This is a genomic window from Streptosporangium sp. NPDC087985 (genome assembly GCF_044741965.1).
Taxonomy (GTDB): Bacteria; Actinomycetota; Actinomycetes; order Streptosporangiales; family Streptosporangiaceae; genus Streptosporangium.
In genome coordinates this window covers 247,913-273,096 of record NZ_JBIUTQ010000005.1, presented here as the reverse complement: position 1 = coordinate 273,096, position 25,184 = coordinate 247,913, and the positions used below count along the sequence as shown (strand labels likewise).

Below are 25,184 nucleotides of genomic sequence, written 5' to 3'. Positions count from 1 at the left end.
TTCACCGGCTCACCCGCTGTCACGTTCTCCCGCAAGTGAGACTCGGCCGCCTGCCTGCGCCCAACGGGCCCACCCGGGGTCATATGGGCGAGCTTGAAGATCAACGTAGGCAATACAGTCCTCCGTGACCCCGGTCGGCCCGCGGTAACCGCCGGTGCTCGACTAAAAGTGCGTCAATATCGGCCCGGGCCGGTCGATGGATTGACCGTGGAAATCAAGCGTGACGCCAAACGACCGTCATCTGGTTATCGGGCTCCGGCACGGTTGTGCCCGCTTTGGATCCAGGTCCTCTCCGTAGGCGGCAATGGTTTCCCATCGACCGGGGCCGCGCTTCTTCCACCCGCGCATGTCACCAATCCGGGTTCTGCCGTCGGCTCGATTTATTCTGGGGAGGTTCCAGCGTCCGTCGCGAAAACCTCCCGCGATCGGTCATGCCGAAAAAGTGATCGATCCGGATGAACTCAGAAAGAAGGCGTTCCCAGGTGCGCGCGAATTCGGAGAGGGTGCTCGTCGTCGGGGCCGGTGTGAGCGGACTGACGACCGCGCTGTGTCTGGCCAAGGAAGGATTCCGCGTCACCGTGGTCGCGGAGAAATTCGCACCCGATATCGTCTCGGTCGTCGCGGGTGCGCTGTGGGAGTGGCCGCCCGCGGTGTGCGGTTACCATCACGACCAGATCTCGCTCACCCGCTCCAAGAACTGGTGTGTCACCTCGTACGGAATTTTCGAGGAGCTTGCCCGGGCCAAGGTCCCCGGCGTTGCCATGCGGAGGTCCAACTTCTATTTCCGGCAGCCGGTCGGAGAGAATCCGCACGATCTGCACAAGATGCAGGAGCTCGCGGGGAAGGTGCGTGGCTTCGTCCACGACCGGTCGCTCGCCGAACGGAACGGCGTCAGTCCCGACTACGGTGTGGTCGACGCGTACTCCCACCTGGCACCCATGATCGACACGGATCAGTACATGTTGTGGCTGATGCGGCAGGTCAAGAATCACGGGGTGCAGGTCAGGCGGTACCGGATCGAGGGATTGCTCACCGAGCGGAGAGCCGAGCTCCTTGACCGCTTCGATGCCGAGGCCATCGTCTGCTGTGCGGGACTCGGCACCGCCCAGCTCCGCGGCATCGACATGTATCCGCTGCGCGGCGCGCTCGTCCGCGTCCGCAACAACGGGATCCGCGGACCTCGTATCGGTGAGGCCCACTGCGTCTCCCACCAGGAGGGCCACGACGAGCAGGACATCGTCTTCATCGTGCCCCGGAGCCAGAGAATCCTTGTTCTTGGGGGGCTGGCGGAAAAGGATGAGTGGGACACGGGCATCACCATGGAGAATCACGGCCCCATCCGGGACATGTATGAGCGCTGCCTGGCGTTCATGCCCGCGCTGCGGCAGGCCAGAGTAGACCCCGACGAGCCGGTCCGGGTCGGGCTGCGGCCGTTTCGGCGGGAGAACGTCTGCCTGGAATGGGATGACGAAAGCCAGATAATTTACAATTTCGCGCACGGTGGGGCCGGATTCAGTTTCTCCTGGGGGTGCGCCCAGGAAGCCGTCGACCTGGTGCGTTCAGCCGTAGAGGGCCGTAAGTACTCACATTCCTTCTGACTGGTTCCGCCGGAGAATGGATAGGCGTCGAACATGCGAAGAACTGTCCAGTGCCTCCTGGTCACGAACACGGTCCTCGCGCTGACCGCGTTCCTGCCGTTCGATATGCCGCGTACCGGTAGCGCGTCACAGCGGCGTCCCGTGCCCTCCGCGACCCATGCCGGGCGCGCTGCCGCGCAGCCGGGGTCTCCCACCCTCCAGCTGGGCGACAGGGGAGACCTGGTCCACGAGGTCCAGGTGCGTCTTGACCGGCTGGGGTTCAGCCCGGGACCGCTTGGTTCCGAGTACGGCCCCGCGCTGCGCGCGGCCGTGTGGGCCTTCCAGAAGGCCAACGGGCTGCCCCCCGTCGACCAGGTTGATCCGGCGACCTGGCAGGCGCTCGCTCATCCGGCACGCGTCAGGCCGCTGGTGCGCTCCGGGGAGCCCGCGAGGGTGGAGATCGACCTACGTCGCCAGCTGCTCACGGCATGGCGGGAGGACAAGCCCGTGCTCGTCTCCCACATCTCGACCGGTACGGGTAAGCACTACTGCAAGAACGGCCACTGCGGGGTCGCCGTCACGCCCCCCGGGGACTTCCGCGCCTGGTTGCGGACACCGGGGTGGACCACCGGCCCGCTGGGCACCCAGTTCTACACCGTCTATTTCAACGGCGGCATCGGCTTCCACGGCTCCGAAGTGGTTCCGAGACATCCGGCGTCCCACGGATGCATCCGTCTCCCGCTGCACAACGCCCGGCCGCTTTTCAGCATGGCCCAGACGGGGACGCCGGTCTACGTCCGCTGACCCGCGTAGGGCGCGGCCGGAGAGGGGGTCGCGGGCCGGGCGTGGCAACACCGGCCCGCGGCCCCCACGGCCCCTGCGGATTCCCACGGCCCCCCCGGCGGATTCCCGCGGAGTCCGGCGGGAGGGGCGTGGTCATCTGGCGTGTTTACCCGGAGTGCTGGTTATCCGAGGTAGCTGCCGAACTCCTCCAGGGAGATCAGCCCGTCACCGTCCAGGTCGATCCTGGCGATGGCGACCTCCGCCGCCTCAAGGGTGATCGGCTGGCCGAGCACCTCCATGAGACGCTGCATCTCTTCGGCCGAGATCAGGCCGTCACCGTCGACGTCGATAATCTTGAAAGTCGTCGCGTAGTCGTCCGCCATGATTACATCGGCCTTCCGTCAGCAGGGAGATCAGACGCCAAGCAGATTAGCGGGATACCGCTGCCCCGAGGAAAGCTCTTTCAACCACTTGTTCACACCACCGCTCCTGATCCCTCGCGCACCCGGGCCACGCGCTTACGCGGGGCCTGCGGCGGCGGTGCGGAGTTGCGCTTCTCGAACGTGATCGCCAGCGGCGCCGCGACCAGCGTCGAGGACAGCGTGCCGACGACGATGCCGATCAGCAGTGCCACCGCGAAGTCGGTCAGCGAGCTGCCGCCGAGCACGGCCAGCGCGGCCAGGATGAACAGGGCACCCAGACCCGTGTTCACGGTACGGGGCACGGTCTGCAGGATCGAGCTGTTCATCACCTCCACGAACGGTGCCTTGCGCTGCGCTCCCCACATCTCGCGGACGCGGTCGAAGACCACGACCTTGTCGTTGACCGAGTAACCGATCACGGTCAGCATCGAGGCCAGGAACACTCCGTCGATGGGCTTGTTCAGCCACGCGAACGTACCGATCACGATCGCCGAGTCGACGGCCAGTGCCGCCACCGCGGACAGGGCGAACGTCCAGCGGAACCGGAAGGCCAGGTAGGCGAGCTGTGCGGCGAGGGCGACCCCCAGGGCGATCAGCGCGTTGCGGCGCAGCTCGTCACCGAGGCTCGGGCCGATGATCTCGTCGCGCTCCTTGGCGATCTTCCCGGCGCCGCTCTCCAGCGCCGCCTCGATCTTGGCCGCCTCGGCGGGGCTGATCTGGCCGGTCCGCACCGAGATGTCGGAGCCCGAGGACTGCACCACCGCGTTCGGGAACCCGGCGTCGCTGACCAGTTCGCGGGCGGCGTCGGCACTGATCGGTGTGCTCGTGGAGTACTCCACGAGCCGGCCGCCGGTGAACTCCACCCCGTAGTTCATCCCCTGGATCGCCACCCCGGCCAGCGCCGTCGCGACCACCGCACCGGAGAACACAAGGTAGATCTTCCGCCACCGCATCAGGTTGGGGTTGCGCTCGTTCAGCCACTTGCGGATCCGCCCGATGTCGGAGACCCCGGTGATTCCGTGGCGCTTCCCGACGAACTTCCGGTCCGCCGCCCAGTGGGCCAGGACCCGGGTGATGACCATCGCGGTCATCAGTGACGCGACCACACCGATGCTCAGCGTGACACCGAATCCGCGCACCGGTCCCGAGGCCAGGAAGAACAGCAGCCCTCCCGCGAGCAGCGTGGTGATGTTGGAGTCGGCCACCGCGCTCCAGGCGCCGCGGAAGCCCTTCTCCAGCGAGGGCTTGAGTTTCGGCTGTATCGCGTACTCCTCCCTGGCCCGTTCGAAGACCAGCACGTTGGCGTCCACCGCCATGCCGATCGAGAGCACGAAACCCGCCAGGCCCGGCAGGGTGAGCGTGGCGTCGAGCGCCACCAGGGCCGCGTACGAGATGAGCGCGTAGCAGGCCAGCGCGATGGTGGCCATGAGGCCCATCAGCCGGTAGATCCCCACGATGAACAGCCCGGTGAGCACCACACCGATGATGGCCGCGTCGGCGCTGGCCCTGATCGCGGCGGCGCCGAGCGTCGGGCCGACGATCCGCTGTTCGACGATCTCGACGGGCACCGGCAGCGCGCCACCCTTGATCAGCACGGCCAGGTCCTGAGCCTCTTCGGCGCTGAAGGAGCCGGTGATCTGGGTGGAGCCGCCCGGCAGGCCCACGTTGCAGCCCACGTCCTCGTTCACCTGCGGTGAGAGGATGATCTTGGAGTCGAGCACGATGGCGACCCGTCGCTTCGGGTCACCCGGCGGGTTGCACGCGGCCTCGCCGGTCAGTTTGGCCCACGCCTCGCGGCCCTTGTCGCGGAAGTCGACGGTGACGAACCAGCCGCCGCCCATCTGGGTGTCGATTCCGGCCTTGGCGTCGCCGACGCCGTCACCGGTGAGCGCGGCCGGGCCGATGAGCAGCCCGGAGCCGTCCTCGTCGGTGATGACCTGCTCGTCCTTCCCGGCCTTGGTCGTCTTGTCGGCCACGGCGACGACGGGGTGGAAGGTGAGCTGGGCGGTCTTGCCGATGATCTCGGCGGCCTTGGCCGGGTCCTGCACGCCGGGCAGTTCCACGATGATGCGCCGCTCGCCCGAGCGGGCCAGCGGTGCGTCCGCCACGCCCAGGGCGTCGGCCCGGCGGCGGAGCACCTCAAGGGCGCGGTCGGTGGATTCGGCGTCGGCCTTGACGGTGGGGGAGTCCTTGGTCTCCAGGACGATCTGGGTGCCGCCGAGCAGGTCGAGACCGAGCCGCGGGGACATGGTGAATGCGATGAATATTGATGTGGCGATGACGGCGAACGCCGCTATCGCGCGTACCACAGGGGCACGCGACATGGGAGCCTCCACAGGCTGAAGGGAAGTGGTCCGGGTACGGCGAAGCACCCGCGACGGCAGGGGCCTGACCGCGAGGTGTTTCAGATGCCTGTGGAGGGCGGCGCCCGGCTGGGCCTGAACAGCAGGGCCGCGAGCGGGCGAGGATCGTCGTCGTCGGCCCGGCGCGAGTCGAGGCCCGGGGCGAGGGACAGCCGGTGGTCGTCCGGCGGGCCGGCCGCGACGGGGTGGCTGCCCCCGCCTCCGGCCCCGACGGAACCCGCGACGGAGACGTGATGCTCCCCGCCGGGATGGACCTGGCGGGACAGGGGGTGGTGCTCCGCGGTGACCGTGGTGATGGCCGGGTGTCCCAGCAGGGCGGTGGCACCGCCCCCGCCCAGGCCGCCGGAGACGAGCAGCGGGAAGAGGAGGACGAGCAGCCAGCCGAAGGGCGCGCCGCGCCTCAGCTGTCGCATGAACTCCTCCAAAGTGTGTTGACCCACCGTATCCGGCAAAGAACCGGGTCTGCCGCCGTCGTCTGTATCCGCTCCATCTCATAAACGTGTCAAGTGCGGGTAGTGCGCGGATGCGACCGACCTGCACGGCTGAGGCCATTCTCCCCCAGATCCGGCCGTATAGACGGCTACGACATCAGCAATTTCTACGGTTGGTCACTTTCTGGGTACCCTAGGTGACTGTTGACCGCGTGCGGACCCGCTTCCCGGTGCGCATATGCTTCGCATGGCGAAATTTATAGATTCGGCATGCCTTAAAAGGAGAAATTGACCGTGTACAAGGAGTTCGCAGTCGAGGCCGTGGTGTGGCTGATCCCTGTCGCCGTGTTGCTCGGCCTGGCATACATGATCACTGCGACCTGACCGGGACGCGGCCGAAGATCCGACCATACGCACGGATTGTTTTCTTTCATCCGCGAAAGAGCATTGTCACTGGGCGTGGATCTCCCCTTTAATCGGAGCTTGCAGAAGATCGCATGACGGCCGCGCCGGGCCTCGGTCCCGGCGCGCCGTCGGCAGTCCAGCGAGAGTCCCTGGGAAGAGGCCCGTGATCGTCGAGCTGCGGTCCGCCTCGGTCCGCTACCGGACCACCGGACGGCAGGTGCTCAGCGGCGTCGACCTCGACGTGAGCCCCGGCGATCTCGCCCTGGTCAGCGGGCCCTCCGGCGGGGGGAAGAGCACCCTGCTCCGGCTGCTCAACGGGCTCATCCCGCACGCCTACCGGGCCGAGGTGACCGGCGAGGTCCTGGTCGGCGGCCGGCCGGTGGCCGAGCAGAGCATCAGGCAGCTCTCCACCACGGTCGGCACCCTGCTCCAGGATCCCCACAAGCAGATCGTCGGCACCACCGTCGACACCGAACTGGCCTTCGGCCCGGAGAACCTGGGCCTGACCCGGGCCGAGATCCGCCGCCGGATCGGCGAGGTGACCGAGCGGGTGGGCATCAGGCACCTGCTGGGCAGGGCCACCGCAGAGCTGAGCGGTGGCGAGCTGCAGATGGTGGCGTTCGCCGGAGTGCTGGTGATGCGGCCCCGGCTCGTCCTGGTGGACGAGCCGCTGGCCAACCTCGACCTGGAGGCGAGCCTGCGGCTGATGCGGGAGCTGCGCCGGTTCGTCGACGAGGGCGGGGCCGCCGTGGTCGTCGAGCACCGGGTCGAGGAGATCCTGGAGTCCGAGCCCACCAAGGTCCTCTACCTGGAGGACGGGCAGGGCCGCTACGCGGGGGACGTCGCCGGGTTCCTGGCGGCCGCGCCGGTGGCCCACGTGAAGCTCCCGTTCGGGACGCTGGTGGAGCGGGCCGCCGAACTGCCCGCCGTACCCCGCGCTCCACGGCACGCGGAGCCGGATGCCACGCCCCGGCTGGACTACCGGAAGGTCGCGCTGGGGTACGGCGGGCGGGCCGTGCTGGACGACGTGGACCTGGCACTCGGGACCCGTGAACGGGTCGCGGTCCTGGGGCGCAACGGCGCGGGGAAGTCCACCCTGCTGCGCGCCGCCGTACGGCTCCTCGAACCGCTGCGCGGCGCCGTCCACGTGGACGGCGCGCCGGTCACCGAGCGCTCGACCCTGGACCTGGCGACCACCTTCGGGTACGTCTTCCAGAACCCCGGCCAGGCGCTGTTCTGCGCGACGGTCCGCGACGAGCTGGCCTTCGGCCCGCGCAACCTCGGCTGGCCGGACGACGAGATCCGGCGGGTCTCGGAGGAGGCGCTGCGCGCGATGCTCCTCGACGGCGAGACCGACATCATGGGCCGCTCACCGCGCACGCTCTCCTTCGGCCAGCAGCGCCGCCTCACCGTCGCCCTGGCCCTGGCCATGCGCCCCCGCACGCTCATCCTCGACGAGCCCACCGCAGGTCAGGACCTGCACACCACCACACGGTTCATGACCCAGGTCCTGGACGCCACCGAGAGCGTCTACTTCATCACCCACGACGTCGATCTGGCGCTGACCTCGGCCGACCGGATCGTCGTCGTTGACGGGGGCCGGATCGTCGCCGACGCGCCAACCGTCGAGCTCGCCGGAGACGCGGACCTCTGGTCCCGCGCGGGGCTCCGGCAGACCAGCCTGGTCCGGGCCATCCGTGACCACGTCCAGGACGCGCGGGGGATCCCCCACCCGTTCGACCTCGCGCGCCTCACCCCCCACCCGGAAGGAACCCCCCCTTCATGAGTACCGAGGCATTGTCACCGCGCCACTCCCCATGGACGATCAGCTCCAGGACGGTCGTGTTCGGCGCCGTCGGAGCGGCTCTCTACGCCGTGCTCGGCCTGGCCAGCTTCCTCATCCCCGGCACGCAGAGCGTCGCCGTCCGGCCCGCGTTCGCGCTGGTGCCGTTCTTCGGCAAGCGCTTCGGCGTCATCGCCGGCTTCTTCGTCGGCTTCATCGGAAACGTCATCATCGACCTCATCCAGGGCGCCGGCCTGCTCTGGTGGAACTGGAGCGTGGCGAACGGCCTGGTCGGCGCGCTCGCCGCGCTGATCTTCGCCGCGATCCCGCCGATCTCCAACGAGGCGGTCCGGCTCGTGGCCACGGCCCTCGGGGCGCTCGCCGCCACCGCGATCGGCATGCTGTTCGTGGTCACCGACATCTGGTTCCAGCAGGGCGTCGACTTCTCCACCTTCTTCTACGTCAACTACCTCCCGGCGCTGCTGGCCAACGGCATCGCGGTCGTCATCCTCGTGCCGGCGCTGGACGCCGCCTGGGAGCCGCTCGCGAAGCGGGCGGGTCTGTAGGAAGCCGATGGACGTCACGCCACGTTATCTGGGCGCGGGTTCCTTCCTCGCACGACGTGACCCGCGCGTGCTCCTGTTGGTCCCTGTGCTCTATTTCGTGGCGGTGGCGAACGTCGCCGACCTCCGCGGCATGCTCGTGTGCGCCGCGGTCGCCCTGGTGTACTACCGCGCCGCGGGCATCCCGTGGCGCGGTGTCAGGGCCAACTGGATCTTCATGCTGACCTTCACCACGATGCTGGTGGTGGTGAACAGTGTCGTCACCTCGGCGGACACCCGCCTGGGGTCGGGGGAGGCGCTGTTCACCATGCCGCTCGTCGGGACGGAGGTCACCTGGGTCACCCTGTCGTACGCGGCGACCCTGATGGTCCGCTATGCCTCCCTTGCCATGGTCAGCTTCCCGGTGGCCTTCGACATCGCCCCGGCCGACCTCGGCACCGCACTCGCCCGGCTCCGCCTGTCCCAGCGGCTCGCCTACGGCGTGGACCTGACCTTCCGGTTCCTGCCGTCCACGGTCGCCTCGATGCGCGAGACCATCGACGCCCAGCGGGTCCGCGGCTACGAGCACAGCCGCAGCCGCAACCCGCTGCGGAAGCTCGCCTCGATGAAGCCCGTCGTCATCCCGGTGACGGTGAACGCGCTGATCGACGCCGAGGACACCGCCAACGCCATGGACCTGCGCGGTTTCGGCGCCAAACACCGCACCTGGATGCGCGAGCTCGGCTTCGGCCGCGCCGACTACCTGGTCCTGGGCGGGTTCCTGGCGCTCGCCGTGGTGATGACCGCCGCCAAGTTCTTCGGACCGATCGGCACGGTGTGGACGCCGTGATCCACTCCGCGCCGCCGGTCCTGCCGGGTGGGGACACCGTGATCCACTCAGCGCCGCTGATCCTGCCGGTCAGCGCGCCTCCCGTCCCCGACGGCGCCCTGGTCGTACGGCACGGCCGCGTCGCCGCTCTCGGCCCGCGCGCCGGGATCCTGGCCGCGTGGCCGGACCGGGAGGAGACCCGCTGGGACGGCCTGCTCGTCGCCGGGCTGGTCAACGCCCACACCCACCTGCAGTACACGCACATGGCCGAGGTGGGGCGGCGCGACTACGCCTCCTTCGAGGACTGGTCCGCCGCCTTCGACAAGGTCTACGCCGGCTCCTCGATCGACTGGGCGGCCAGCGCCCGCGACGGCGCCCGGCAGGCGCTGCGGTCCGGGACCACCTCGGCCGCCGACGTCGTCACCGACCTCCCGGCGGCCGGCGCGCTGCGGGACACCGGTCTGGGCGGCCTGCCGTACCTGGAGACCCTCGGCGACAACGACGCGAGCTGGGCGGAGTCGGGGCGGGAGCGCTTCCGGGCCCTGCTCGACGCGGCGGGGACGCCGATGGGGATCGCCCCGCACGCGCCGTACACGCTCGACACCGGGGTGCTGCGCGACGTGGCCGCGCTGGCCCGCTCCCGGAGGCTGCGCCTGCACATCCACCTCGCCGAGGGTGAGCACGAGCGGGAGTACACGGTCTCGGGCACCGGGCCGCTGGCCCGGATGGTCAGGGAGCTGGGGTTCGACTTCGCCATCCTGCGCGAGGGCGGTACCGGTCTCGGACCCACCGCGTTCCTGGACGGGCTCGGCCTGCTCGGGCCGGACTGCCATGTCGCGCACGGTGTCCACCTGGACGCCGGCGACCGAGCCCTGCTCCGCGCGCGGGGCACCGTCGTCACGCTCTGCCCCCGTTCCAACCGGACGGTCGGCATGGAGGGGCCGGACGTGGCCGCGCTGCTCGCCGAGGGCAACCCCATCGCGGTCGGCACGGACTCGCTCTCCTCCTCGCCGTCGCTGGACGTGCTGGCGGACGTGGCGGACCTGCGTGATCTCGCGGTACGGCAGGGCTACCGGGCCGCCGACCTGGACCGGCGGCTGGTCGAGGCCGCGACGCTGGGCGGGGCCCGCGCCCTGGGCGTCGCCGGGGGGCTCGATCCCGGCGGTCCGGCCGACTTCGCGGTCTTCGACGTCTCCCCGGGGGCCGAGCCGTACCGGATCCTGGTCGCGGAGGGGCCGGGACGCTGTGTCGCAACGGTCATCGGAGGTGAGACGGTATGGGATCGCCGGACAGCGGCCGTCGCTGAGTGTTAATCTCCGATCTTTCGGGCTTTTTGTCCACATTGCGAACATCGATAGTGCAGGCGTAGAACCATGGCATCTCGGACTATCCGCTCCAAGCTGTATGCGCTGCTCAGCATCCCCATCGTGGCGCTCGTCGCGCTCTGGACGTTCGTCACGGGGCACTTCGTCGGGGACATCTTCGAGCTGCGCACGGCCGCCACACTGCACGAACGGCTGTCGGCGCCTGCCGCGGACCTGATCACCCAGGTGCAGAACGAACGCAAGCTCTCGGCCGTCGCGCTGAGCAGGGCCGTTTCCCGGCCCGAGGACCTGGCCCAGGCCCGGGAGGCGACCGACCGGGCGGTCACCGCCTTCCGCCTGCTGGCCACCTCGACGGAGGGGAGGACGGTCACCGGCCCGGAGCTGGCCGTGGCGGTCCAACGGGTCCTCGACGAGACCGGCGAGCTGCGCTCCATCCGCAGGAACGTCGACGGGCGCACCGCCAACCGGCTGCAGACCGTCCAGGCGTTCAGCAACATCACCGAGGCGGCCTACCGGCTCCAGGACAAGGCCGTCACCGTCTCGGACATCAAGCTCTACCAGCAGGCCGTCGGATACCAGCGGATCGTCCACGCGCACGACCTGCTGTCCAGGGAGGACGCGCTGGTCGCCGGCGCCACCCTCGCGGGCAGGCTGTCGCGCGAGGAGCACAGGGCGATCGAGGTGCTCGCGCCGAACCGGCGGATGCTGCTCACCGAGGGCGCCGCCACGCTGGACGACGAGCTGCGCGGCCCACTGAACTCGCTCATCAACTCTCTCGGCTACCGGGGGCTGGTCACCCTGGAACTCGACATCGCCGACAGGGCGGAGCTGCCCCGGGACCGGGACGCGTGGCGCGCCCTCATGGGCTCCTTCGACCTGAACATGGAACAATTCCTGGCCAGCCGGTCCGAGCTGCTCCACAACCGCGTCGACGACGCCGCGAGCAGCATCATCACGAAGATCGTCTTCACCGGTGGCCTAGGACTCGCCGCCATCCTGGGCGCGGTCATCCTGTCCACCCGGCTCGGCCGGGGACTCGCGCAGGAGCTGGGCGGTCTGCGCCTGGCGGCCCTGGACCTGGCCGAGACACGGCTGCCGCAGGTCGTCGAGCGGCTCCGCAAGGGGGAGACCGTGGACGTGGAGACCGAGGCGCCGCCCATTCCCACGACCGGCACCACCCTGGAGATCACCGACGTCGGCCGGGCGTTCTCCACCGTGCAGCGCACGGCCGTCGAGGCCGCCGTCGGCGAGGCCCGGCTCCGGCAGGGATTCAACCGGGTCTTCCGCAACCTGGCCCGGCGCAACCAGTCGCTGGTCCACCGCCAGCTCGCCCAGCTCGACTCGATGCAGCGCAAGACCACCGAGCCGGAGGCGCTGGAGGATCTCTACCGGCTGGACCACCTCACCACCCGCATGCGACGGCAGTCGGAGGGCCTGGTCATCCTCTCCGGCGCCACGGCCGGCCGTACCTGGCGCAACCCCGTCCCCCTCATGGACGTGGTCCGCGCGGCGGTGGCCGAGGTCGAGGACTACCGGCGGATCATCGTCCCGCCCCTGCCGGACGCCCGGCTGACCGGCTCCGCCACCGCCGACGTCACCCACCTGCTGGCCGAGCTGCTGGAGAACGCGACCTCCTTCTCGCCCCCGAGCACTCCGGTGAAGGTCCGGGGGGAGACCGTCGGGCGGGGCTTCGTGATCGAGATCGAGGACCGGGGCCTCGGCATGCAGAACACGGAGCGCGAGGAGATCAACGAGCGCCTCACCACCCCGCCCGAGTTCGACGTGGCCGACAGCGAGCAGCTCGGCCTGTTCGTGGTGAGCCAGCTCGCCGCCCGCCACGGCATCAAGGTCACTCTGAACCGCTCGCCCTTCGGCGGGACCACGGCGGTCGTGCTCATCCCGCAGACCGTGCTCGCCGACCCCGAACAGCAGCAGACGCCGGCCGTACGCGCTCTCGAATAGCCCGTACGGCCGGCGCGGCGGCGACGCAGGCCACCGGGATCACCGGGAGGACGTACCGGTGGTCGAAGTCCAGCGCCGCCACCGGGCCCACCAGCAGTCCCACCGCCACGCTCCAGGGCAGCAGCACCGCCCGCTGTCGCAGTACCGCGCCCGCCGCGCCCAGCAGCAGGAGCAACCCGAGCAGCGGGCCGCGCAGGTAGGCGGGGTACTGGTAGGCGACCAGGAGGTCCGCGTACGGCCGGACCGAGTACAGGCCCCGGATTCCGGGGTCGTACTCCTGCTTCACCGTGTCGATCAGCGGGAAGTCGGGCAGTGGCCAGTTCCCGTGCCCGAAGCCGAAGGCCGGGACGACCCGCCTGGGGTGGGCCACCGGGGTCCAGGCGAAGGCCAGCGAGGTGTCCCTGGCCACCTCGCGCAGGTAGTCCAGTGGCTGGGCCGCGATGGCGCGCAGCGCGAACGAGCGGGCGAGCTCGTTGTGGGTGAACCGGTCGCCGGGCAGCCTGTTGAGCGAGGCACCGGGCGCCCAGACGTATTCGGAGGCCGCGTCCACCACCGTCCCGTTGGGGCAGAGCGTCGCCTGCTCCGGCGTCGGCCTGATCACCGCGCAGTCGGCGAAGGTCATGGTACGCGCCCAGAGCGCGACCCCGTCGGCGCCGCTGAGCGCGAACCTGCCGTGGTGGTGGCCGTACCAGCCCGCGTAGGCGACGAGCGGCAGCATCCCGGCGAGCGCCGTGACCGCCAGACGCCGCCACCCGACCCGCCGGACGGCCAGCACGGCCAGCACCATGACGAGCAGCGGCAGCGCGACCGTCCTGGTCAGGGCGGCCATCGCGAACAGCAGGCCGGCCCCCGCGGCGGCCCGTGCCGACAGCTCCGGCGACCACATCAGGGTGGTCAGTCCGGCGACGACGAGGAAGATGAACTGCGTGTCCGACAGGACCGCGTGTTCGAGCCGGAGGAACGAGGCGTCGAACAGGACGGGCACGGCGGCCAGGCTCGCCCCCCACGCGGGCAGGGATTTACGGCGCAGCAGGGCGTAGATCATCAGCCCGACGCCCAGACCCATGGCGTGCTGGACGCCCGCGATCACCTCCACGCTGTGGAAGGGCCACAGCGCTCTGAGCAGGAGGGGATAGCCGATCGGGTGGAAGGCGACCGAGGGCCTGAGGTGGACGGCGGTGTCCAGGTAGCTGAAGGAGTCGTACCAGTAGAGCTGGGCGGGGCGGTAGCCGAGCATCGTGACCACGCGGAGGGCCGCGGCCAGCGCGAGGACCACGGCGAAGAGGCGGTGGCCGGTGAGGACGCGGCGGGCCCGGAGGACGGCCGCGGGACGGATGTCGATGAGCACGTGGAACCGATCGTCGAGGGGGAGCTCCGCGCATGCGGAGGAGAGCGCGGGGCGTGGGGTGAGCGCCGCGCATGCGGAGGAGAGCGCCGTCAGGGCACGGGGCGCCCGATCACGGGGTGCCCGGAGCCTGGGTGGCGGGCGCCTCCCCCGGGGAGTCCTTCTTGCACATGTGCTCCGGAGCCAGTTCCGCTCCGGGCGGGGCGAGCTTCTTCTTGCTGGGCGAGACCAGCATGAGCGCCGAGGTCGCGGACTCCAGGACGCCGTCGTGGACGTACCACGATCCGGGCACCGAGGCCGGCGTCCCCCCGCCGCTGACGAACTTCAGGCTGATGCCGCGCTCCTGCAGCAGCGGTCGCACCTCGTCAAGGGGTCTGTTGATGAAGTCGACGCAGTGCAGCGGCTCGCCGGGTGCCGCGAGGCTGGTCCGCCACCTGTACGTCTCACCCGGACGGCCCTTGCGTGCGAGGAAGATCTCAGCGCTGCCCTGGTAGGCGACGGGGACCCGGAGCCCGATCGGACAGCTCACTCCCGCGCGGTAGCAGGCTCCCGAGCGGTCGGTCGTCGTGATGAGGTCCTTTCTCTCCGCCTGTTCGGCGTTGGACAGGCCGTTGGCCCGAGGGTCCATCACCATCATCTGGCCGTCGAGGCTCGGCGGCGCCGGGTCGACGTTGAGCGTGATCCTGAGGCCGCGGGCCTGCAGTTCGCGCTCGTACATCTCTGGGGCGGCGTAGAGGTCCTTGACCGTGATGACGTAGTAGTCGCCCTCCTGCTTGATGTCCAGGGCGGCGGAGGCCGGGGACGTGCCGTAACCACCCGGAAGAACCCAGCTCAGGGCCATCACCGCGGTGGCGAGTCCGGCGACGATCGGCACGGCGAACCGCCGGGCGGGTGAGACGGGGTGGCCCGCGCTCCGCCGGTAGCCGGGAAGGGCGGCGAACCAGCGGCGGAGCCCTCCAGGGGCGACGGCCGGGGCAGTGGTGATCTCCTCGAAGAGTTCCCTGGCACCTGGGGTCATGCCCGGCCCCGGGTCGGGTGCGATCCCCGCGACGAGCCGGTCGATGTCGTTGGTCACAGCTGTCCCTTCGCCAGCGCCACCGCGCGCGAGCCGTACCTGGTCATGTCGTATCCCGCGGAGGTCAGCTCCCGGGCGAGCCGTTTCCGCGCCCGGTGCAGCCGGAGGCGTACGGCGCCGCGCGAGCAGCCCAGCACCTTCGCGACCTCCTCGGAGCTCAGGCCCTCCCAGCTCACCAGGGAGAGCAGCTCCCGGTCCCCGGGGCTCAGCCGCCGGAACGCCGCACGGACCCCGTCGGGATCGTCCTCGACGGCGTTCTCGGCCCAGACGGTCAACTCCGCGCGGAGCCGTACGGCCAGCGCGCTCTGCCGGGTCTCCTCCCGCCGCCTGTTGGCCAGGACCCGCCGGGCCGTGCCGTACAGCCAGAGCCGGGCATCGTGTCCCTCGGGGATGTCGTCCATCCGGCGCCAGGCCGTGGTGAAGGTCTCGGCGAGCGCGTCCGCCGCGTCGTCGGGGGAGTCGGCGCGCCGCCGTACGTAGGCGAGGAGATCCGGGTAGTGCGCCTCGTAGATCTTCTCGAAGCGCTGCTTCGGGTCAGGGGGGCCCACGTCTGCTCCCTTTCAGGGGGGACTCGTCACCTACACCTGTCCGGATCAGGAGTTCTGTTTCACCTTCAAACCGACTTTTGTTATTAAAGCGGTTTCGGGAAGGGGTAGGAGCGCGGCGGACGTCTCAACGACCGGAGAAGAGCAGGGGTCTTTCATGATCACGCTCAACCTTGACACCGCCGCCGCCATCGTCCCCCTGCTCTCCGGCGACGCCGCCTTCATCACCGGGGCGACCATGCCCGTCGACGGCGGCCGGCCGGTGCTCGCGCGTGATCCCGAGCCGTGACGGGCCCCCGCGAGGCCGTGATGTTCCACGGATTGCCAAGTCGATGGGAAACGTCCTCGGAACTCTCGCCGCGCACCCGTTCTCACGCTGCTTGCCCGCCGTGTTCGACCATGTGGCGGAACGGGCGAAGGCGGCCGCAGCGAAAATAGGATTATTTCACGTAGAAATAAGCTGATATGTCTAATTTATTTCCTATTTATGTAGGCCTTCTTTGCTTTGCTGAAGTATAAGCGCTTGGCGGTATTTTTTGTGATTATTCGTCCGGCATTCTTGGGGCGTCGGTAACTCATGAGGGCGAATTCCGTCTTCTTGGAATCGGAGGATCACATGGGAACGAAAACTGCTGCATCGCTTGCTGCGGTCGCGGTCGCGGTCGGAGCAACCCTTTTCGCCGGAGCGCTCATGGCTGGCCCGGCGGTCGCGGACGATGGTCACGGCGCCAGCGCGACCAGCACACTGGCGAATGCCGGCCACGGCTCTCACTCGGCGAGGAACTTCATCCTCGCGGAGGATGAGCAGGCGGAAGATGAGCTGATCGGTGGCAGCGGGGCCGGGTTCGGGGACTGAGCCGGGACCGGCCCATCCCGGAGTCGCGCACGGGCATGGCGCGTTCGATTTCCGCACTCGGACGGCCGGCAAAAGACCGTGCTGGTAAAAAATGGAAATATCTTCCGCTGGATCTCCGCCCAGTGAGAAAGGTGGGTCGATCCGCCGCGGTTGCGCGCTCGCTCCTTCAAAGGGCGGGCGCGTGGCCTTTCCCGTCGAGGCGGTCCTGTTTCCGTCCGGGCGATCCGGTTTCCGTCAGGGCAGTTTCGTCCACGGCCCCGGGGCGTGGTCGTCCTTCGGGACCCAGAGCGCCGGCTGGAGCTCGCGCAGTTTCGGCGCCGCGTCGGCGTCCCAGGGGAACCGGCCGCCGGCGTCGGGCCAGACGATCTCCATGAAGGGCAGCGGAGGCTCCTGGTAGAAGTGCAGCGCCATGCCGAACAGGGATCGGTACCAGCTCGTGTCCACGGTCCTCGCGACGACCGGGTAGTCCCTGATGACGTCGTCCCGCTCCTGGCCGTCGACGAGATGGCGACCGGCCGCGACCTCGTCGGCCAGGGTGTTCAGGCAGTTCTTCATCACGTCCACCCGGAGCCCGAACATCGCCGCCTCGGGCGAGCGGAACGTGTGCCACAGCCCGACGGTGAACGCCCACCCCGGCCCGTCCTCGTCCTCCGGGACCATGATGACGCCCCATCCGCGCTCCCGGACATGCCGCATCGTGCTGCGGTCGATCTCGTCGAGCTCCACGTCGTGTTCAACGCACAGAAGGCAGTGGCATACATACTGGTCGAACATGGTGTCGAGCGTAGTGCTCTCTGACTGAAGGGGCTGTCAGGCCCGGCACCAGCTCCCGCCCCGGCTCGGTGAGGTGGTAGCCCCACGTTCACCGTCGGACCGTCCGGGGCGGGGAGCCGGCCGGGTCGATGCTCGCCACGAGGTCGCGCAGCCCGGCCACCACCTCGGCCTCGACCGGCCCGTGGTCCTGGGGCACTCGCTCGGCGCCGTCAACGCCTACCAGCTCGCCGCCCGCCACCCTGGCCGGGTCGGCGCCGTCGTCAACGCGGAGGGGCCGGCCTCCTTCGGCCTCGACGGCCCCAACCCGCTCGCCTTCGTGCTCGCCCTGCCGTACGAGGCGCCCACCCGCGAGGCGCTGATCGAAGGGCTGGGCCAGGCCGCCCCCTTCTTCGGCGACGCCCTCCGCGAGAACCCCGACGGCACCTGGCGCCTGCCCTTCCACCCCCAGGACATGGTCGACTCCGAGGATCTGGTCCACGGAGACCACTGGAGCGACTGGCTCGCGAGCACCTGCCCGGCGCTCCTGGTGCGCGGCACCAAGGGCGTCGTCCCCGCCGAGCAGGCCCACGCCATGGTCGAGCGGCGCCCCGGCACCCATCTCGCCGAGCTGGAGGCCGACCACTTCGTCTACGCGGGCGACCCCGAGGGCTTCGCCACCGCCGTCCGCGCGTTCCTCCGGTCCCTGGACTCCGTCGACTGAACCGGGAGTCCCCCGATCACCGGGAACGGGCCCTTCCGCTCTGCCGCCGATCTCACCGGGTGGCCGCCGGTGTGAGAATCCTGGCGCGGACCGCCGCGAGATCCTCCTCGCTGAGGCCCGCCGCCCGCAGGTAGGCCTCGGCGTCGAGTGACTCCAGCACGGCGAGTACGGAGGCGCGGGCGGAGGTGTTCTCGGCCGCGAGGAGCCTCTGGATGGCGATGTCCTGGTCCTCCTTCCCCCGCGCGGCGTAGAGCGGACGCAGGCGGTCGGTGCTCAGCTCGTAGTCGGAGACGATGTCCTCGTGCGCGGCTCCGGCCAGCGCGAGCAGCAACAGGGTGACGAGCCCCGTACGGTCACGGCCCGCGGCGCAGTGGATGAGGACGCCGCCGGGCCGGGCACGGGCGACGGCCGCCACGGCGGTGGCGCATCGTTCCGGGAAGCGGTCGAGGAAGGGCCGGTAGTACAGCGGCGTGCCGTACAGCCCCTTGCCCCAGTGGTCCCGGAACGCGGTGTCGGTCAGGTCCTCCAGCGGGACGTGCACGAGGTCGACCCCGGCCGCACCGGCCTTCACCCCTGCCGGGCGTTCGTGGTCGTTGCGCAGGTCGATGACCGTGCGGACACCGTGCGCGGCCAGTGCTGACCAGCCCGCCGGGCTCAGCCGGTCGGAGGCGTCCGAGCGGACGACCGCCCCCCATCGGGTCACGCGCCCCTCGACGGTACGGAGACCACCGAGGTCGCGGACGTTGTAGCAGCCCTCCCAGTCGAGATGACGATCGTCCATCACTCTTACCTCCTGCGTCGATGGATCAGCCCATCCTGGTACGACGCCCGGCGGGACCCGCTGGTTCGCCGGTTCCGACGCCGAGCACAGGTCCGGCTTCCGGGCCGGTGTGCCGCTGCGCGGCCGGGCGTTGGAGGGCCCGTACGGCGCCGCGGGCCGTGGGGAGCCGGTCCGCTCCGCGGTGATGGACCGGGCGCAGGGTCCGGGGCCGGAATCCGGTGATCGTGCGGACCACGGTGTCGGGATGGGCGACCATAGACACATGATGCGAACCATCGGCCTGATCGGCGGCATGAGCTGGGAATCCTCGGCAGAGTACTACCGGCTGCTCAACGAGGAGACCCGGCGGCGTCTCGGGGGCCATCACTGCGCCCGGAGCCTGCTGCTCACCGTGGACTTCGCCGAGATCGAGGCCCTGCAGCGCGCGGGTGACTGGGAGAACGCCGGGAAGCAGCTCGCCGAGGCGGCCGGAACCCTCGAACGGGCGGGGGCGGAGATGATCCTGCTGTGCACCAACACCATGCACCGGGTCGCCGGGGTCATCGAGGCCGGGATCGGCGTGCCGTTCGTCCACATCGTCGACAGCACGGCGGAGCGGATCACCGCGGCCGGTCTCACGACCGTCGGGCTCCTGGGGACCAGGTTCACCATGGAGATGGACTTCTACCGGTCCCGGATGCGCGAGCACGGCCTGGAGGTGCTGGTGCCGGAGGAGCCCGACCGCACGCTGGTGCACGACGTCATCTACCGGGAGCTCACCCAGGGGCGCGTCGAGGACTCCTCCCGCGCGGCCTACCGGCGGATCATCGCCGACCTGGCCGGGCGCGGTGCCCAGGGGGTCATCCTCGGCTGCACCGAGATCACCCTGCTCGTCGGAGCCCAGGACAGCCCCGTCCCCGTCTTCGACTCCACCCGCATCCACGTCGAGCGCGCACTCGACCTGGCGCTGCGCTGAGCCGGGTCCCTCCGCTCAGGCGAGACGCGCGTAGACGATGACGTTGCCCGTGTAGTGGCCGGTCCGCCTGTCGAACGCGCCGCCGCAGGTCACCAGGCGCAGGCCCGCGTGGTCGAGCGGGCCGTACACGCGCCGGGAGGGGAAATCACTCTTGGTGACCTGCTCGACCGACTCGACCACGAAGGTGGCGGCCGAGCCGTCCGCGCGGCCGACAGAGAGGGTGTCCCCGCCGCGCAGGCGTCCGAGGTCGTAGAAGACGCCCCGGCGTCCCCCTCCGTCGACGTGCCCGAGGATCACCGCCGCCCCGCGCTCGCCGGGAGTGACCCCGCGCGAGTACCAGCCCGCCTGCTCGGGACGCTCGACCGGGGGGACCTGCACCGTGCCGTCCGGGTTGAGGCCGAGCCGGCCGAGGGGCACGTGGACGCCGAGCTTCGGGACGTCCAGGTGGCGCGGCTCGGAGCGGCCGAGAGCGGGACCGGCCGAGGACGCGGAGGACCGGCTGCCGCCGGTCGGGGAAGAACTCGCCCGTACGGCCTGCGACACGGCCGAGGGCACATCCCGTGTGCTCACGGCCGGCGGAGCCGGGGGGCCCTCCTGAGGCAGGAGCCCACAGCTCACGAGCACGGCACCGGTCAGCGTGACGGCGGCGGCCGCCACGCCCAGGGCATGGCGGCCGCCGGTCACCTCTCCACCTGACATCTCAGGCGTGGACCCGCGCGCGGCGGCGGCGTACCAGCACGCCCATCCCGGCCCCCGTGCCGAGAAGGACTCCGCCGAGCGGCACCAGAGCGCTCCCCGCGGGACCTCCGCCGGTCTCCGGGGCGCCCTTGGGGATCAACGGGACCGGCCTCGGCCCGCGGTCGCTGACCGGCGCGGGCTTCTCGGCCGGTACCGCCCGCGTGACCGGCGCGGGCTCCTTGGCCTCTCTGACCACCTGCGGGCTGGGCTTGGCGGTGGGCACGGGCTTGGGGGTGGCCGCCGGCTCCGCGTCCGCCATGGCCGGTCCGGCCATGGTCAGTGCCGCGACGCCGAGCGCCGTCGCGGCCACGATGGTACGGACAGATCGCATACATCCTCCTCAGCGGCGGCGTCGCCGAAACGGTCCGGCGACGCCTACCGGCACAGCTGTTCACCGGTCGGGAACGGCTTCGATGCTGGCAGGGCAATGTCCGCTCGCCGTGACCGGAATGTCATGGGTGTGTAATGGATGTCCTCATCGGGAGGAAGCAGTCCCGCCACTGCGGATACTTGGACGGTGGCCAGAGTGATGCTGATCGAGGACGACCCGTCCGTACGGGAAGGGCTGCGCCTGTCACTCGGCCGGCACGGACACGACGTCGAGGTCGCCCGGACAGGTGAGGACGGGTTGCGGCGGCTGCTCGTCGCTCCGGCGGACATCGTCGTGCTCGACCTGATGCTCCCCGGCCTCGACGGATTCGAGGTGTGCCGCCGGATCCGCGCCGGCGGGCCCACGCCCATCGTCATGCTCACGGCCCGCGGCGACGATCTCGACGTCGTCAGCGGCCTTGAGGCGGGGGCCGACGACTACGTGGTCAAACCGGTCCGGCCGCGCGTGCTGGAGGCGCGGATCCGCGCGGTGCTGCGGCGCGGAGGCCCGGCGACGGCCGCCGCGGCCGGGCAGGAGACGTACGGCGAGCTGACGATCGACCGTGGCGCGCTCACCGTCTCCAAGGCCGGTGTCCCGATCGTCCTACCGCCGATGGAGCTACGGCTCCTGCTGGAGCTGTCGGCGGCGAACAGCCAGGTGTTCAGCCGCCAGCAGCTCCTGGAGTCGGTCTGGGAACTCGACTTCCTGGGCGACTCCCGGCTGGTCGACGCGTGCGTGCAGCGGCTCCGGACGAAGATCGAGGACATCCCGTCCAGGCCCCGCTACATCCAGACCGTCCGCGGGTTCGGCTACCGGTTCGGGCCCCTGTGAACCGTCCGCCAGGCGAGACGACGTGACCCGGGTGGATCGGACGGCCTCCGGTGCCGGGCGGTCCGGGCGGTGAGCGACGTGACCCGCGGAGATCGGGCGGGTGGGGGCGGCTCCGGGCGGCGGACGCCGCGACTCCCCATCTGGGTGCGCGGGCTCAGAGCCCGGCTGGTGGTCGTCTTCATTCTCCTCGCGGGACTCAGCGCCCTGACCGCCGCCGGGCTGATCTACCGGCAGGCGCACGACCTCATGCTGAGGCGCACGGAGTGGTCGGTCGTCAACGAGTTCCGGCTGCGCGTCGCGACCCTCACCGAGAACATGCAACACCCGCCGGACCGCGCGGCGCTGCAACGGCTCGCCAACGGGGTCGCACCTTCGTTCCTGCAGGCGACCGGCGCCGCCGCCTACCGCGATTCGGGGTTGATCGCCTCGGGGGACGACACCGGCCCGATCACCCCTGCGCTGCGCCGTACCGTCGTCGCGCGAAATCGCCTGTTCTACCAGCGCGTGATCACCTCCGGCACCCCCTACCTCGTGGTCGGCACGCCGGTGATGCTGGGCAAGCGGACGGAGCCGTCGGGTGTGGAGGTCTACCTGGTGACCCCGCTCAGCAAGGAGGAGGGGGACGAGGAGGCGCTGGTCGCGGCGGCACGCAACGGGGTGATCCCCGTCCTGGTGCTGGCCGTGGTGTTCGCCCTCGTGGCGGCGCGGGGTGTGCTGCGCCCGGTGCGCGACCTCGACCGGGCCGCCCGCAGGCTCGGCTCGGGTGAGCTGGACACGCGCCTGAAGGTGAGCGGCGGCGACGAGCTGGCCAGGCTGGTGAAGACCTTCAACGCCACGGCCGTCGCCCTGGAGACCAACGTGTCCGAACTGCGCGGCATGGAGATCAAGGCCCGTCGGTTCGCCGCCGACGTGTCCCACGAGCTGCGCACTCCGCTGGCGTCCATCCTGGCGATGGCGGACATGTTCGAGGAGGAGGCCGGCCGCCTCGAAAGCGATCTGGAAAAAGCGGCCCGCCTGATGAACCTGGAGGTGGGCAGGCTGGTCCGGCTCGTCGAGGACCTCATGGAGATCTCCCGGTTCGACGCCGGGGCGGCGACGCTCATCCTGGACGACATCGACGTGGCGGACGCGATCCGCGCCTGCCTGCGCACCCGGGGCTGGACCGGCCGTGTCGAGCTGGATCTCCCCCCGGGGGTACGGATCCGGATGGACCCCCGCCGCTTCGACGTGATCATGGCCAATCTCGTCGGCAACGCGCTCGACCACGGCGCGCCCCCGGTCACCGTACGGCTGCGAGCCGACGGTCCGGGCGGAGCGGAGCATCTGAGGGGAGCGGACGGTCCGGGCGGAGCGGGCGGCGTCGTCATCGAGGTCCAGGACGCGGGCGACGGGGTGGACCCGCGCATCCTCCCGCACGTCTTCGACCGCTTCTCCAAGGCCGACGCGGCACGGGTGCGATCGGACGGGAGCGGTCTCGGCCTGGCCATCGCCCGTGAGAACGCGCGCCTGCACGGCGGCTCGATCGAGGTGGCCAACCGAGCCGGGGGAGGAGCGGTGTTCACGGTCTCCCTGCCGCGCCGCGCGGAGGCCACCGGACCTTCCCCGGCGGTGGAGGAGCGATGACGAGCGCCCGCGCGCGCCGGACGCCGCCGGCGCTCGTCCTTGTGGTCACGCTGCTGGCGGCCGGTTGTGGCATCACCTCGACAGGCGTCGTGGACGGGGGCGAACCCGCCGTCGGCTTCCGCCCCAGCACCCGGCTCTACTTCGTGTCGGGGTCGCGGCTGCAGGCCGCGACCCGCCCCATCCCGTGGCCCCCGCTGAAGGACACGCTCACCCTGCTGATGGACGGGCCCAGCGCCGCCGAACGCGGGCGCGGGCTCCGCAGCGAGCTTCGGTCAGACGCGGAGACACTGGTGAAGGTGGCCTCGGATCAGGCGAAGGTCCTCATCACGCTCCCGGTGCCCAAGCCGTCACCCGTGCTGCCCGTTCCGGCGCCCAGGGTGACCGAGCCGACACCCAGGGAGGCCAGGCCGTCCGCCTTCCCCTCGACGCTGGGGATGGGCCAGCTCACCTGTACGGCGGCGAGCGCCCTGGCCGCGCGGACCAACATCGACCCCGACGCCGTCATCGTCGTCATCCAGTGGACGGGGGGCCGGCGGCTCGGGTCCTTCCGGTGCTCGGAGTTCCCGCGCGGGTCGGAGTGACCCTCACCTCCCGCACACGGCAATCAGCGGTCGCGCACGGACGTCACGTTGTGGGCGTAACGGCGAAATCCCAGGGCCTGGTAGGTCGCGCGGGCGAACGGTATCCGAATGACCGCAGAACCGGAATGCGATTACCGGAGGGTGGGAGCTCGCCGGAGGTCAGCCGGCCGCGTCGAGCCGCTCGCGGTGCTCGTCGGTCAGGGCCAGCGCCACCCCGGCGAGGGCCTCGTCCAGCTGGGTCGCGTCGCTGACTCCGACGATCGGTGTGACGGCCGGGTCGCCGCCGGTCAGCCAGGCGAGCACCACCTGGTTGCGGGAGACGCCCAGCTCTCCGGCCACCTCGGTGAGCGCGGCCATCCGCAGGGTGGTGGCCGGATGCCGGTACGCCTCCGGCAGAGGACGGTCCGCGCGGGTGTAGGAACCGTTCAACAGCGTGGTGTACGCCCACAGGGTCATCTGCGGGTCGCTCTGAACGTAGTCGAGGGCCTCCTCGCTGGCCCAGCCGAACCGGTGGTTCTGGCCGGGCACCGGGGTGTCGGGGCGCGGCCTCAGGTAGGAGTGGCTCAGCTGCAGCGCGGTGTATCCGGTCCAGCCGTTGCTCCGGGCGATCTGCCGCGCGCGCTCCACCCGCCACATCGGATGGTTCGAGCAGCCCAGCCGGCCGACGGTGCCGGAGTCGACCAGATCCGCCAGCGCGCCGACCGTGTCCTCCAGCCGCGCCGCCCTGTCCTCCATGTGCGTCCAGTACAGGTCGATCCGGTCGGTGCCGAGCCGGCGGAGGCTGTCCTGGACCGCTGCCTTGATCGCGGGACCTGACAGGCCCTCCCTGCTGGCAGGCCACTCACCGGCTCCGGTCGGCTCCGCGCCCACCTTCGTGCTGAGATACACCCGGTCGCGGACGCCGGGGCGGCGTGCCAGCCACCGGCCGATCACGTGCTCGCTCTGTCCGCCGGTGCCGCTCGGGTCGGACCAGAACGAGTAGCAGTTCGCGGTGTCGATCATCGTGCCGCCCGCGGCCACGAACCGGTCCAGCAGGTCGAATGAGGCATGCTCGTCAAGAAGCGTCCCGAAGTTCATCGCTCCCAGTGCGAGGTTCACCGTCGTCATGGTGTGCTCCGTTCTCCATCGGCTGTGGAGATCGACTCTGGTACATGGAGCGGACTCCAGGTCAAGCCCGTCAGGGCGACGACGTTCTCACTGTCCTGGCGAGCGTCCCTACCCGGTCCCTACCTGGCCCGGAGCTGGTTGAGGGTGTAGCCGGTGGCCTGTTTGAACAGATACTCGGCCCGTTCGTAGGAGAGCCTGCGGCGACCGGTCTCGGGGCACAGGTCGCCGGGCGCGGGCCGGCGGCCGGGGCCGGGCCTGCGGTCGGACAGGAACAGCGGGCCCCGGCGGCGGCCCGCGACGAGGTGGGGGATGAGCTCGGCGGCGCCGGACCGCCAGTGGATCCAACGGGACCCGGCCACCCTCCCGCGCATCCCGGCCAGATCGAGGTCCTCGACGTTGAGCGCGAGCACCGAACCGACTCCGGCCGCGCTCTCGTGGAGCAGCAGCCACAGGGCGCGCTCGCGCAGGGCGACGTCCGGCC

General features: G+C 70.5%; 26 protein-coding genes. 14 read left to right on the top strand and 12 right to left on the bottom strand.

The window, feature by feature from the left end:
- Positions 1-482: 482 nt before the first annotated feature.
- Together ACIN94_RS14400 and ACIN94_RS14395 are read left to right on the top strand one after the other, a co-directional pair.
- Positions 483-1,598 (top strand): FAD-dependent oxidoreductase, encoded by a 1,116-nt coding sequence (locus ACIN94_RS14400; protein WP_400704865.1) that lies wholly within the window; start codon positions 483-485, stop codon positions 1,596-1,598.
- A 33-nt stretch (positions 1,599-1,631) separates the two neighbouring features.
- On the top strand, positions 1,632-2,381 hold the full coding sequence (locus ACIN94_RS14395; protein ID WP_400704862.1) for a L,D-transpeptidase family protein: 750 nt from the start codon (positions 1,632-1,634) through the stop codon (positions 2,379-2,381).
- A 161-nt stretch (positions 2,382-2,542) separates the two neighbouring features.
- Here the strand turns inward: ACIN94_RS14395 and ACIN94_RS14390 are convergent, their stop codons facing one another.
- From ACIN94_RS14390 to ACIN94_RS14380, 3 genes are all read right to left on the bottom strand, one after another.
- The gene (locus ACIN94_RS14390; protein ID WP_400704859.1) at positions 2,543-2,743 is read right to left on the bottom strand and encodes an EF-hand domain-containing protein; all 201 of its coding nucleotides are present in this window, start codon (positions 2,741-2,743) and stop codon (positions 2,543-2,545) included.
- Positions 2,744-2,835: 92 nt separating this feature from the next.
- Entirely contained in the window at positions 2,836-5,106 is a 2,271-nt protein-coding gene (gene secD / locus ACIN94_RS14385; protein ID WP_400704856.1) for a protein translocase subunit SecD, read from the bottom strand.
- Positions 5,107-5,186: 80 nt separating this feature from the next.
- Positions 5,187-5,558: a hypothetical protein gene (locus ACIN94_RS14380; RefSeq protein ID WP_400704853.1), complete on the bottom strand. Its 372-nt coding sequence runs from the start codon at positions 5,556-5,558 to the stop codon at positions 5,187-5,189.
- 586 nt (positions 5,559-6,144) lie between these two features.
- Here ACIN94_RS14380 and ACIN94_RS14375 point away from each other — a divergent pair.
- Genes ACIN94_RS14375 through ACIN94_RS14355 form a run of 5 tightly spaced genes read left to right on the top strand, consistent with a single transcriptional unit; the run spans position 6,145 to position 12,422 of the window.
- On the top strand, positions 6,145-7,767 hold the full coding sequence (locus ACIN94_RS14375; protein ID WP_400704850.1) for an ABC transporter ATP-binding protein: 1,623 nt from the start codon (positions 6,145-6,147) through the stop codon (positions 7,765-7,767).
- Entirely contained in the window at positions 7,764-8,330 is a 567-nt protein-coding gene (locus ACIN94_RS14370) for an ECF transporter S component (RefSeq protein ID WP_400704847.1), read from the top strand. The genes ACIN94_RS14375 and ACIN94_RS14370 overlap by 4 nt, the downstream gene beginning before the upstream one ends.
- Positions 8,331-8,337: 7 nt before the next feature.
- The gene (locus ACIN94_RS14365; protein ID WP_400704844.1) at positions 8,338-9,156 is read left to right on the top strand and encodes an energy-coupling factor transporter transmembrane component T family protein; all 819 of its coding nucleotides are present in this window, start codon (positions 8,338-8,340) and stop codon (positions 9,154-9,156) included.
- Positions 9,153-10,448 carry an amidohydrolase family protein gene (locus ACIN94_RS14360; RefSeq protein WP_400704841.1) on the top strand — a complete coding sequence of 432 codons (1,296 nt, stop codon included), beginning with the start codon at positions 9,153-9,155 and terminating at the stop codon, positions 10,446-10,448. The genes ACIN94_RS14365 and ACIN94_RS14360 overlap by 4 nt, the downstream gene beginning before the upstream one ends.
- 60 nt (positions 10,449-10,508) lie before the next feature.
- Positions 10,509-12,422, top strand: coding sequence for a nitrate- and nitrite sensing domain-containing protein (locus ACIN94_RS14355; RefSeq protein WP_400704838.1), 1,914 nt, complete (start codon positions 10,509-10,511; stop codon positions 12,420-12,422).
- Here the strand turns inward: ACIN94_RS14355 and ACIN94_RS14350 are convergent.
- From ACIN94_RS14350 to ACIN94_RS14340, 3 genes are all read right to left on the bottom strand, one after another.
- Positions 12,355-13,770 carry a hypothetical protein gene (locus ACIN94_RS14350; protein ID WP_400704835.1) on the bottom strand — a complete coding sequence of 472 codons (1,416 nt, stop codon included), beginning with the start codon at positions 13,768-13,770 and terminating at the stop codon, positions 12,355-12,357. The genes ACIN94_RS14355 and ACIN94_RS14350 overlap by 68 nt on opposite strands.
- Positions 13,771-13,879: 109 nt before the next feature.
- Entirely contained in the window at positions 13,880-14,842 is a 963-nt protein-coding gene (locus ACIN94_RS14345) for a hypothetical protein (RefSeq protein ID WP_400704832.1), read from the bottom strand.
- Positions 14,839-15,390 (bottom strand): RNA polymerase sigma factor, encoded by a 552-nt coding sequence (locus ACIN94_RS14340; RefSeq protein WP_400704829.1) that lies wholly within the window; start codon positions 15,388-15,390, stop codon positions 14,839-14,841. The genes ACIN94_RS14345 and ACIN94_RS14340 overlap by 4 nt, the downstream gene beginning before the upstream one ends.
- A 154-nt stretch (positions 15,391-15,544) precedes the next feature.
- Here ACIN94_RS14340 and ACIN94_RS14335 point away from each other — a divergent pair, with 154 nt between their 5' ends.
- On the top strand, positions 15,545-15,676 hold the full coding sequence (locus ACIN94_RS14335) for a hypothetical protein (RefSeq protein ID WP_400704826.1): 132 nt from the start codon (positions 15,545-15,547) through the stop codon (positions 15,674-15,676).
- Positions 15,677-16,078: 402 nt separating this feature from the next.
- Positions 16,079-16,243 carry a hypothetical protein gene (locus ACIN94_RS14330; protein ID WP_400704823.1) on the top strand — a complete coding sequence of 55 codons (165 nt, stop codon included), beginning with the start codon at positions 16,079-16,081 and terminating at the stop codon, positions 16,241-16,243.
- A gap of 234 nt (positions 16,244-16,477) precedes the next feature.
- Here the strand turns inward: ACIN94_RS14330 and ACIN94_RS14325 are convergent, their stop codons facing one another.
- Complete coding sequence (locus ACIN94_RS14325; protein ID WP_400704820.1) at positions 16,478-17,017, bottom strand: DUF4262 domain-containing protein; 540 nt, start codon at positions 17,015-17,017, stop codon at positions 16,478-16,480.
- 73 nt (positions 17,018-17,090) lie between these two features.
- On the opposite strand from ACIN94_RS14325, the gene ACIN94_RS14320 reads away from it, so the two are divergent.
- Positions 17,091-17,717 carry an alpha/beta fold hydrolase gene (locus ACIN94_RS14320; protein ID WP_400704817.1) on the top strand — a complete coding sequence of 209 codons (627 nt, stop codon included), beginning with the start codon at positions 17,091-17,093 and terminating at the stop codon, positions 17,715-17,717.
- Positions 17,718-17,769: 52 nt separating this feature from the next.
- Here the strand turns inward: ACIN94_RS14320 and ACIN94_RS14315 are convergent, their stop codons facing one another.
- Together ACIN94_RS14315 and ACIN94_RS14310 are read right to left on the bottom strand one after the other, a co-directional pair.
- Positions 17,770-18,498, bottom strand: a complete 729-nt coding sequence (locus tag ACIN94_RS14315; protein ID WP_400704814.1) for a tyrosine-protein phosphatase — start codon at positions 18,496-18,498, stop codon at positions 17,770-17,772.
- A 25-nt stretch (positions 18,499-18,523) separates the two neighbouring features.
- Entirely contained in the window at positions 18,524-18,754 is a 231-nt protein-coding gene (locus ACIN94_RS14310) for a hypothetical protein (RefSeq protein WP_400704811.1), read from the bottom strand.
- A 6-nt stretch (positions 18,755-18,760) separates the two neighbouring features.
- Between ACIN94_RS14310 and ACIN94_RS14305 the strand changes: the two genes are divergently transcribed.
- Entirely contained in the window at positions 18,761-19,453 is a 693-nt protein-coding gene (locus ACIN94_RS14305) for an aspartate/glutamate racemase family protein (protein WP_400704808.1), read from the top strand.
- Positions 19,454-19,468: 15 nt separating this feature from the next.
- Here ACIN94_RS14305 and ACIN94_RS14300 read toward each other — a convergent pair whose 3' ends face one another.
- Together ACIN94_RS14300 and ACIN94_RS14295 are read right to left on the bottom strand one after the other, a co-directional pair.
- Positions 19,469-20,137 (bottom strand): class F sortase, encoded by a 669-nt coding sequence (locus tag ACIN94_RS14300; protein WP_400704805.1) that lies wholly within the window; start codon positions 20,135-20,137, stop codon positions 19,469-19,471.
- A gap of 16 nt (positions 20,138-20,153) precedes the next feature.
- Positions 20,154-20,522 carry a hypothetical protein gene (locus tag ACIN94_RS14295; protein WP_400704802.1) on the bottom strand — a complete coding sequence of 123 codons (369 nt, stop codon included), beginning with the start codon at positions 20,520-20,522 and terminating at the stop codon, positions 20,154-20,156.
- A gap of 186 nt (positions 20,523-20,708) precedes the next feature.
- On the opposite strand from ACIN94_RS14295, the gene ACIN94_RS14290 reads away from it, so the two are divergent.
- The 3 genes from ACIN94_RS14290 to ACIN94_RS14280 all read left to right on the top strand — a co-directional run bounded on the left by ACIN94_RS14290 (position 20,709) and on the right by ACIN94_RS14280 (position 23,596).
- A complete protein-coding gene (locus ACIN94_RS14290) occupies positions 20,709-21,392 on the top strand; it encodes a response regulator transcription factor (RefSeq protein ID WP_184754190.1) in 684 nt (227 codons plus the stop codon).
- A gap of 78 nt (positions 21,393-21,470) precedes the next feature.
- Positions 21,471-23,015, top strand: coding sequence for an ATP-binding protein (locus tag ACIN94_RS14285; RefSeq protein ID WP_400704799.1), 1,545 nt, complete (start codon positions 21,471-21,473; stop codon positions 23,013-23,015).
- Positions 23,012-23,596, top strand: a complete 585-nt coding sequence (locus ACIN94_RS14280) for a hypothetical protein (RefSeq protein WP_400704796.1) — start codon at positions 23,012-23,014, stop codon at positions 23,594-23,596. The genes ACIN94_RS14285 and ACIN94_RS14280 overlap by 4 nt, the downstream gene beginning before the upstream one ends.
- A gap of 159 nt (positions 23,597-23,755) precedes the next feature.
- Here the strand turns inward: ACIN94_RS14280 and ACIN94_RS14275 are convergent, their stop codons facing one another.
- On the bottom strand, positions 23,756-24,703 hold the full coding sequence (locus ACIN94_RS14275; protein WP_400704793.1) for an aldo/keto reductase: 948 nt from the start codon (positions 24,701-24,703) through the stop codon (positions 23,756-23,758).
- Between the last annotated feature and the right edge of the window lie 481 nt (positions 24,704-25,184).

What these genes read in the sequence shown, in the direction of transcription:
- ACIN94_RS14280 (WP_400704796.1), top strand. Translation starts at nt 23,012, where the DNA reads ATGACGAGCGCCCGCGCGCGCCGGACGCCGCCGGCGCTCGTCCTTGTG.
- ACIN94_RS14330 (WP_400704823.1), top strand. Translation starts at nt 16,079, where the DNA reads ATGGCTGGCCCGGCGGTCGCGGACGATGGTCACGGCGCCAGCGCGACC.
- ACIN94_RS14395 (WP_400704862.1), top strand. Translation starts at nt 1,632, where the DNA reads ATGCGAAGAACTGTCCAGTGCCTCCTGGTCACGAACACGGTCCTCGCG.
- ACIN94_RS14390 (WP_400704859.1), bottom strand. Translation starts at nt 2,743, where the DNA reads ATGGCGGACGACTACGCGACGACTTTCAAGATTATCGACGTCGACGGT.
- secD (WP_400704856.1), bottom strand. Translation starts at nt 5,106, where the DNA reads ATGTCGCGTGCCCCTGTGGTACGCGCGATAGCGGCGTTCGCCGTCATC.
- ACIN94_RS14295 (WP_400704802.1), bottom strand. Translation starts at nt 20,522, where the DNA reads ATGCGATCTGTCCGTACCATCGTGGCCGCGACGGCGCTCGGCGTCGCG.
- ACIN94_RS14380 (WP_400704853.1), bottom strand. Translation starts at nt 5,558, where the DNA reads ATGCGACAGCTGAGGCGCGGCGCGCCCTTCGGCTGGCTGCTCGTCCTC.
- ACIN94_RS14305 (WP_400704808.1), top strand. Translation starts at nt 18,761, where the DNA reads ATGATGCGAACCATCGGCCTGATCGGCGGCATGAGCTGGGAATCCTCG.
- ACIN94_RS14365 (WP_400704844.1), top strand. Translation starts at nt 8,338, where the DNA reads ATGGACGTCACGCCACGTTATCTGGGCGCGGGTTCCTTCCTCGCACGA.
- ACIN94_RS14335 (WP_400704826.1), top strand. Translation starts at nt 15,545, where the DNA reads ATGATCACGCTCAACCTTGACACCGCCGCCGCCATCGTCCCCCTGCTC.
- ACIN94_RS14355 (WP_400704838.1), top strand. Translation starts at nt 10,509, where the DNA reads ATGGCATCTCGGACTATCCGCTCCAAGCTGTATGCGCTGCTCAGCATC.
- ACIN94_RS14310 (WP_400704811.1), bottom strand. Translation starts at nt 18,754, where the DNA reads ATGGTCGCCCATCCCGACACCGTGGTCCGCACGATCACCGGATTCCGG.
- ACIN94_RS14370 (WP_400704847.1), top strand. Translation starts at nt 7,764, where the DNA reads ATGAGTACCGAGGCATTGTCACCGCGCCACTCCCCATGGACGATCAGC.
- ACIN94_RS14325 (WP_400704820.1), bottom strand. Translation starts at nt 17,017, where the DNA reads ATGTTCGACCAGTATGTATGCCACTGCCTTCTGTGCGTTGAACACGAC.
- ACIN94_RS14275 (WP_400704793.1), bottom strand. Translation starts at nt 24,703, where the DNA reads ATGACGACGGTGAACCTCGCACTGGGAGCGATGAACTTCGGGACGCTT.
- ACIN94_RS14315 (WP_400704814.1), bottom strand. Translation starts at nt 18,498, where the DNA reads ATGGACGATCGTCATCTCGACTGGGAGGGCTGCTACAACGTCCGCGAC.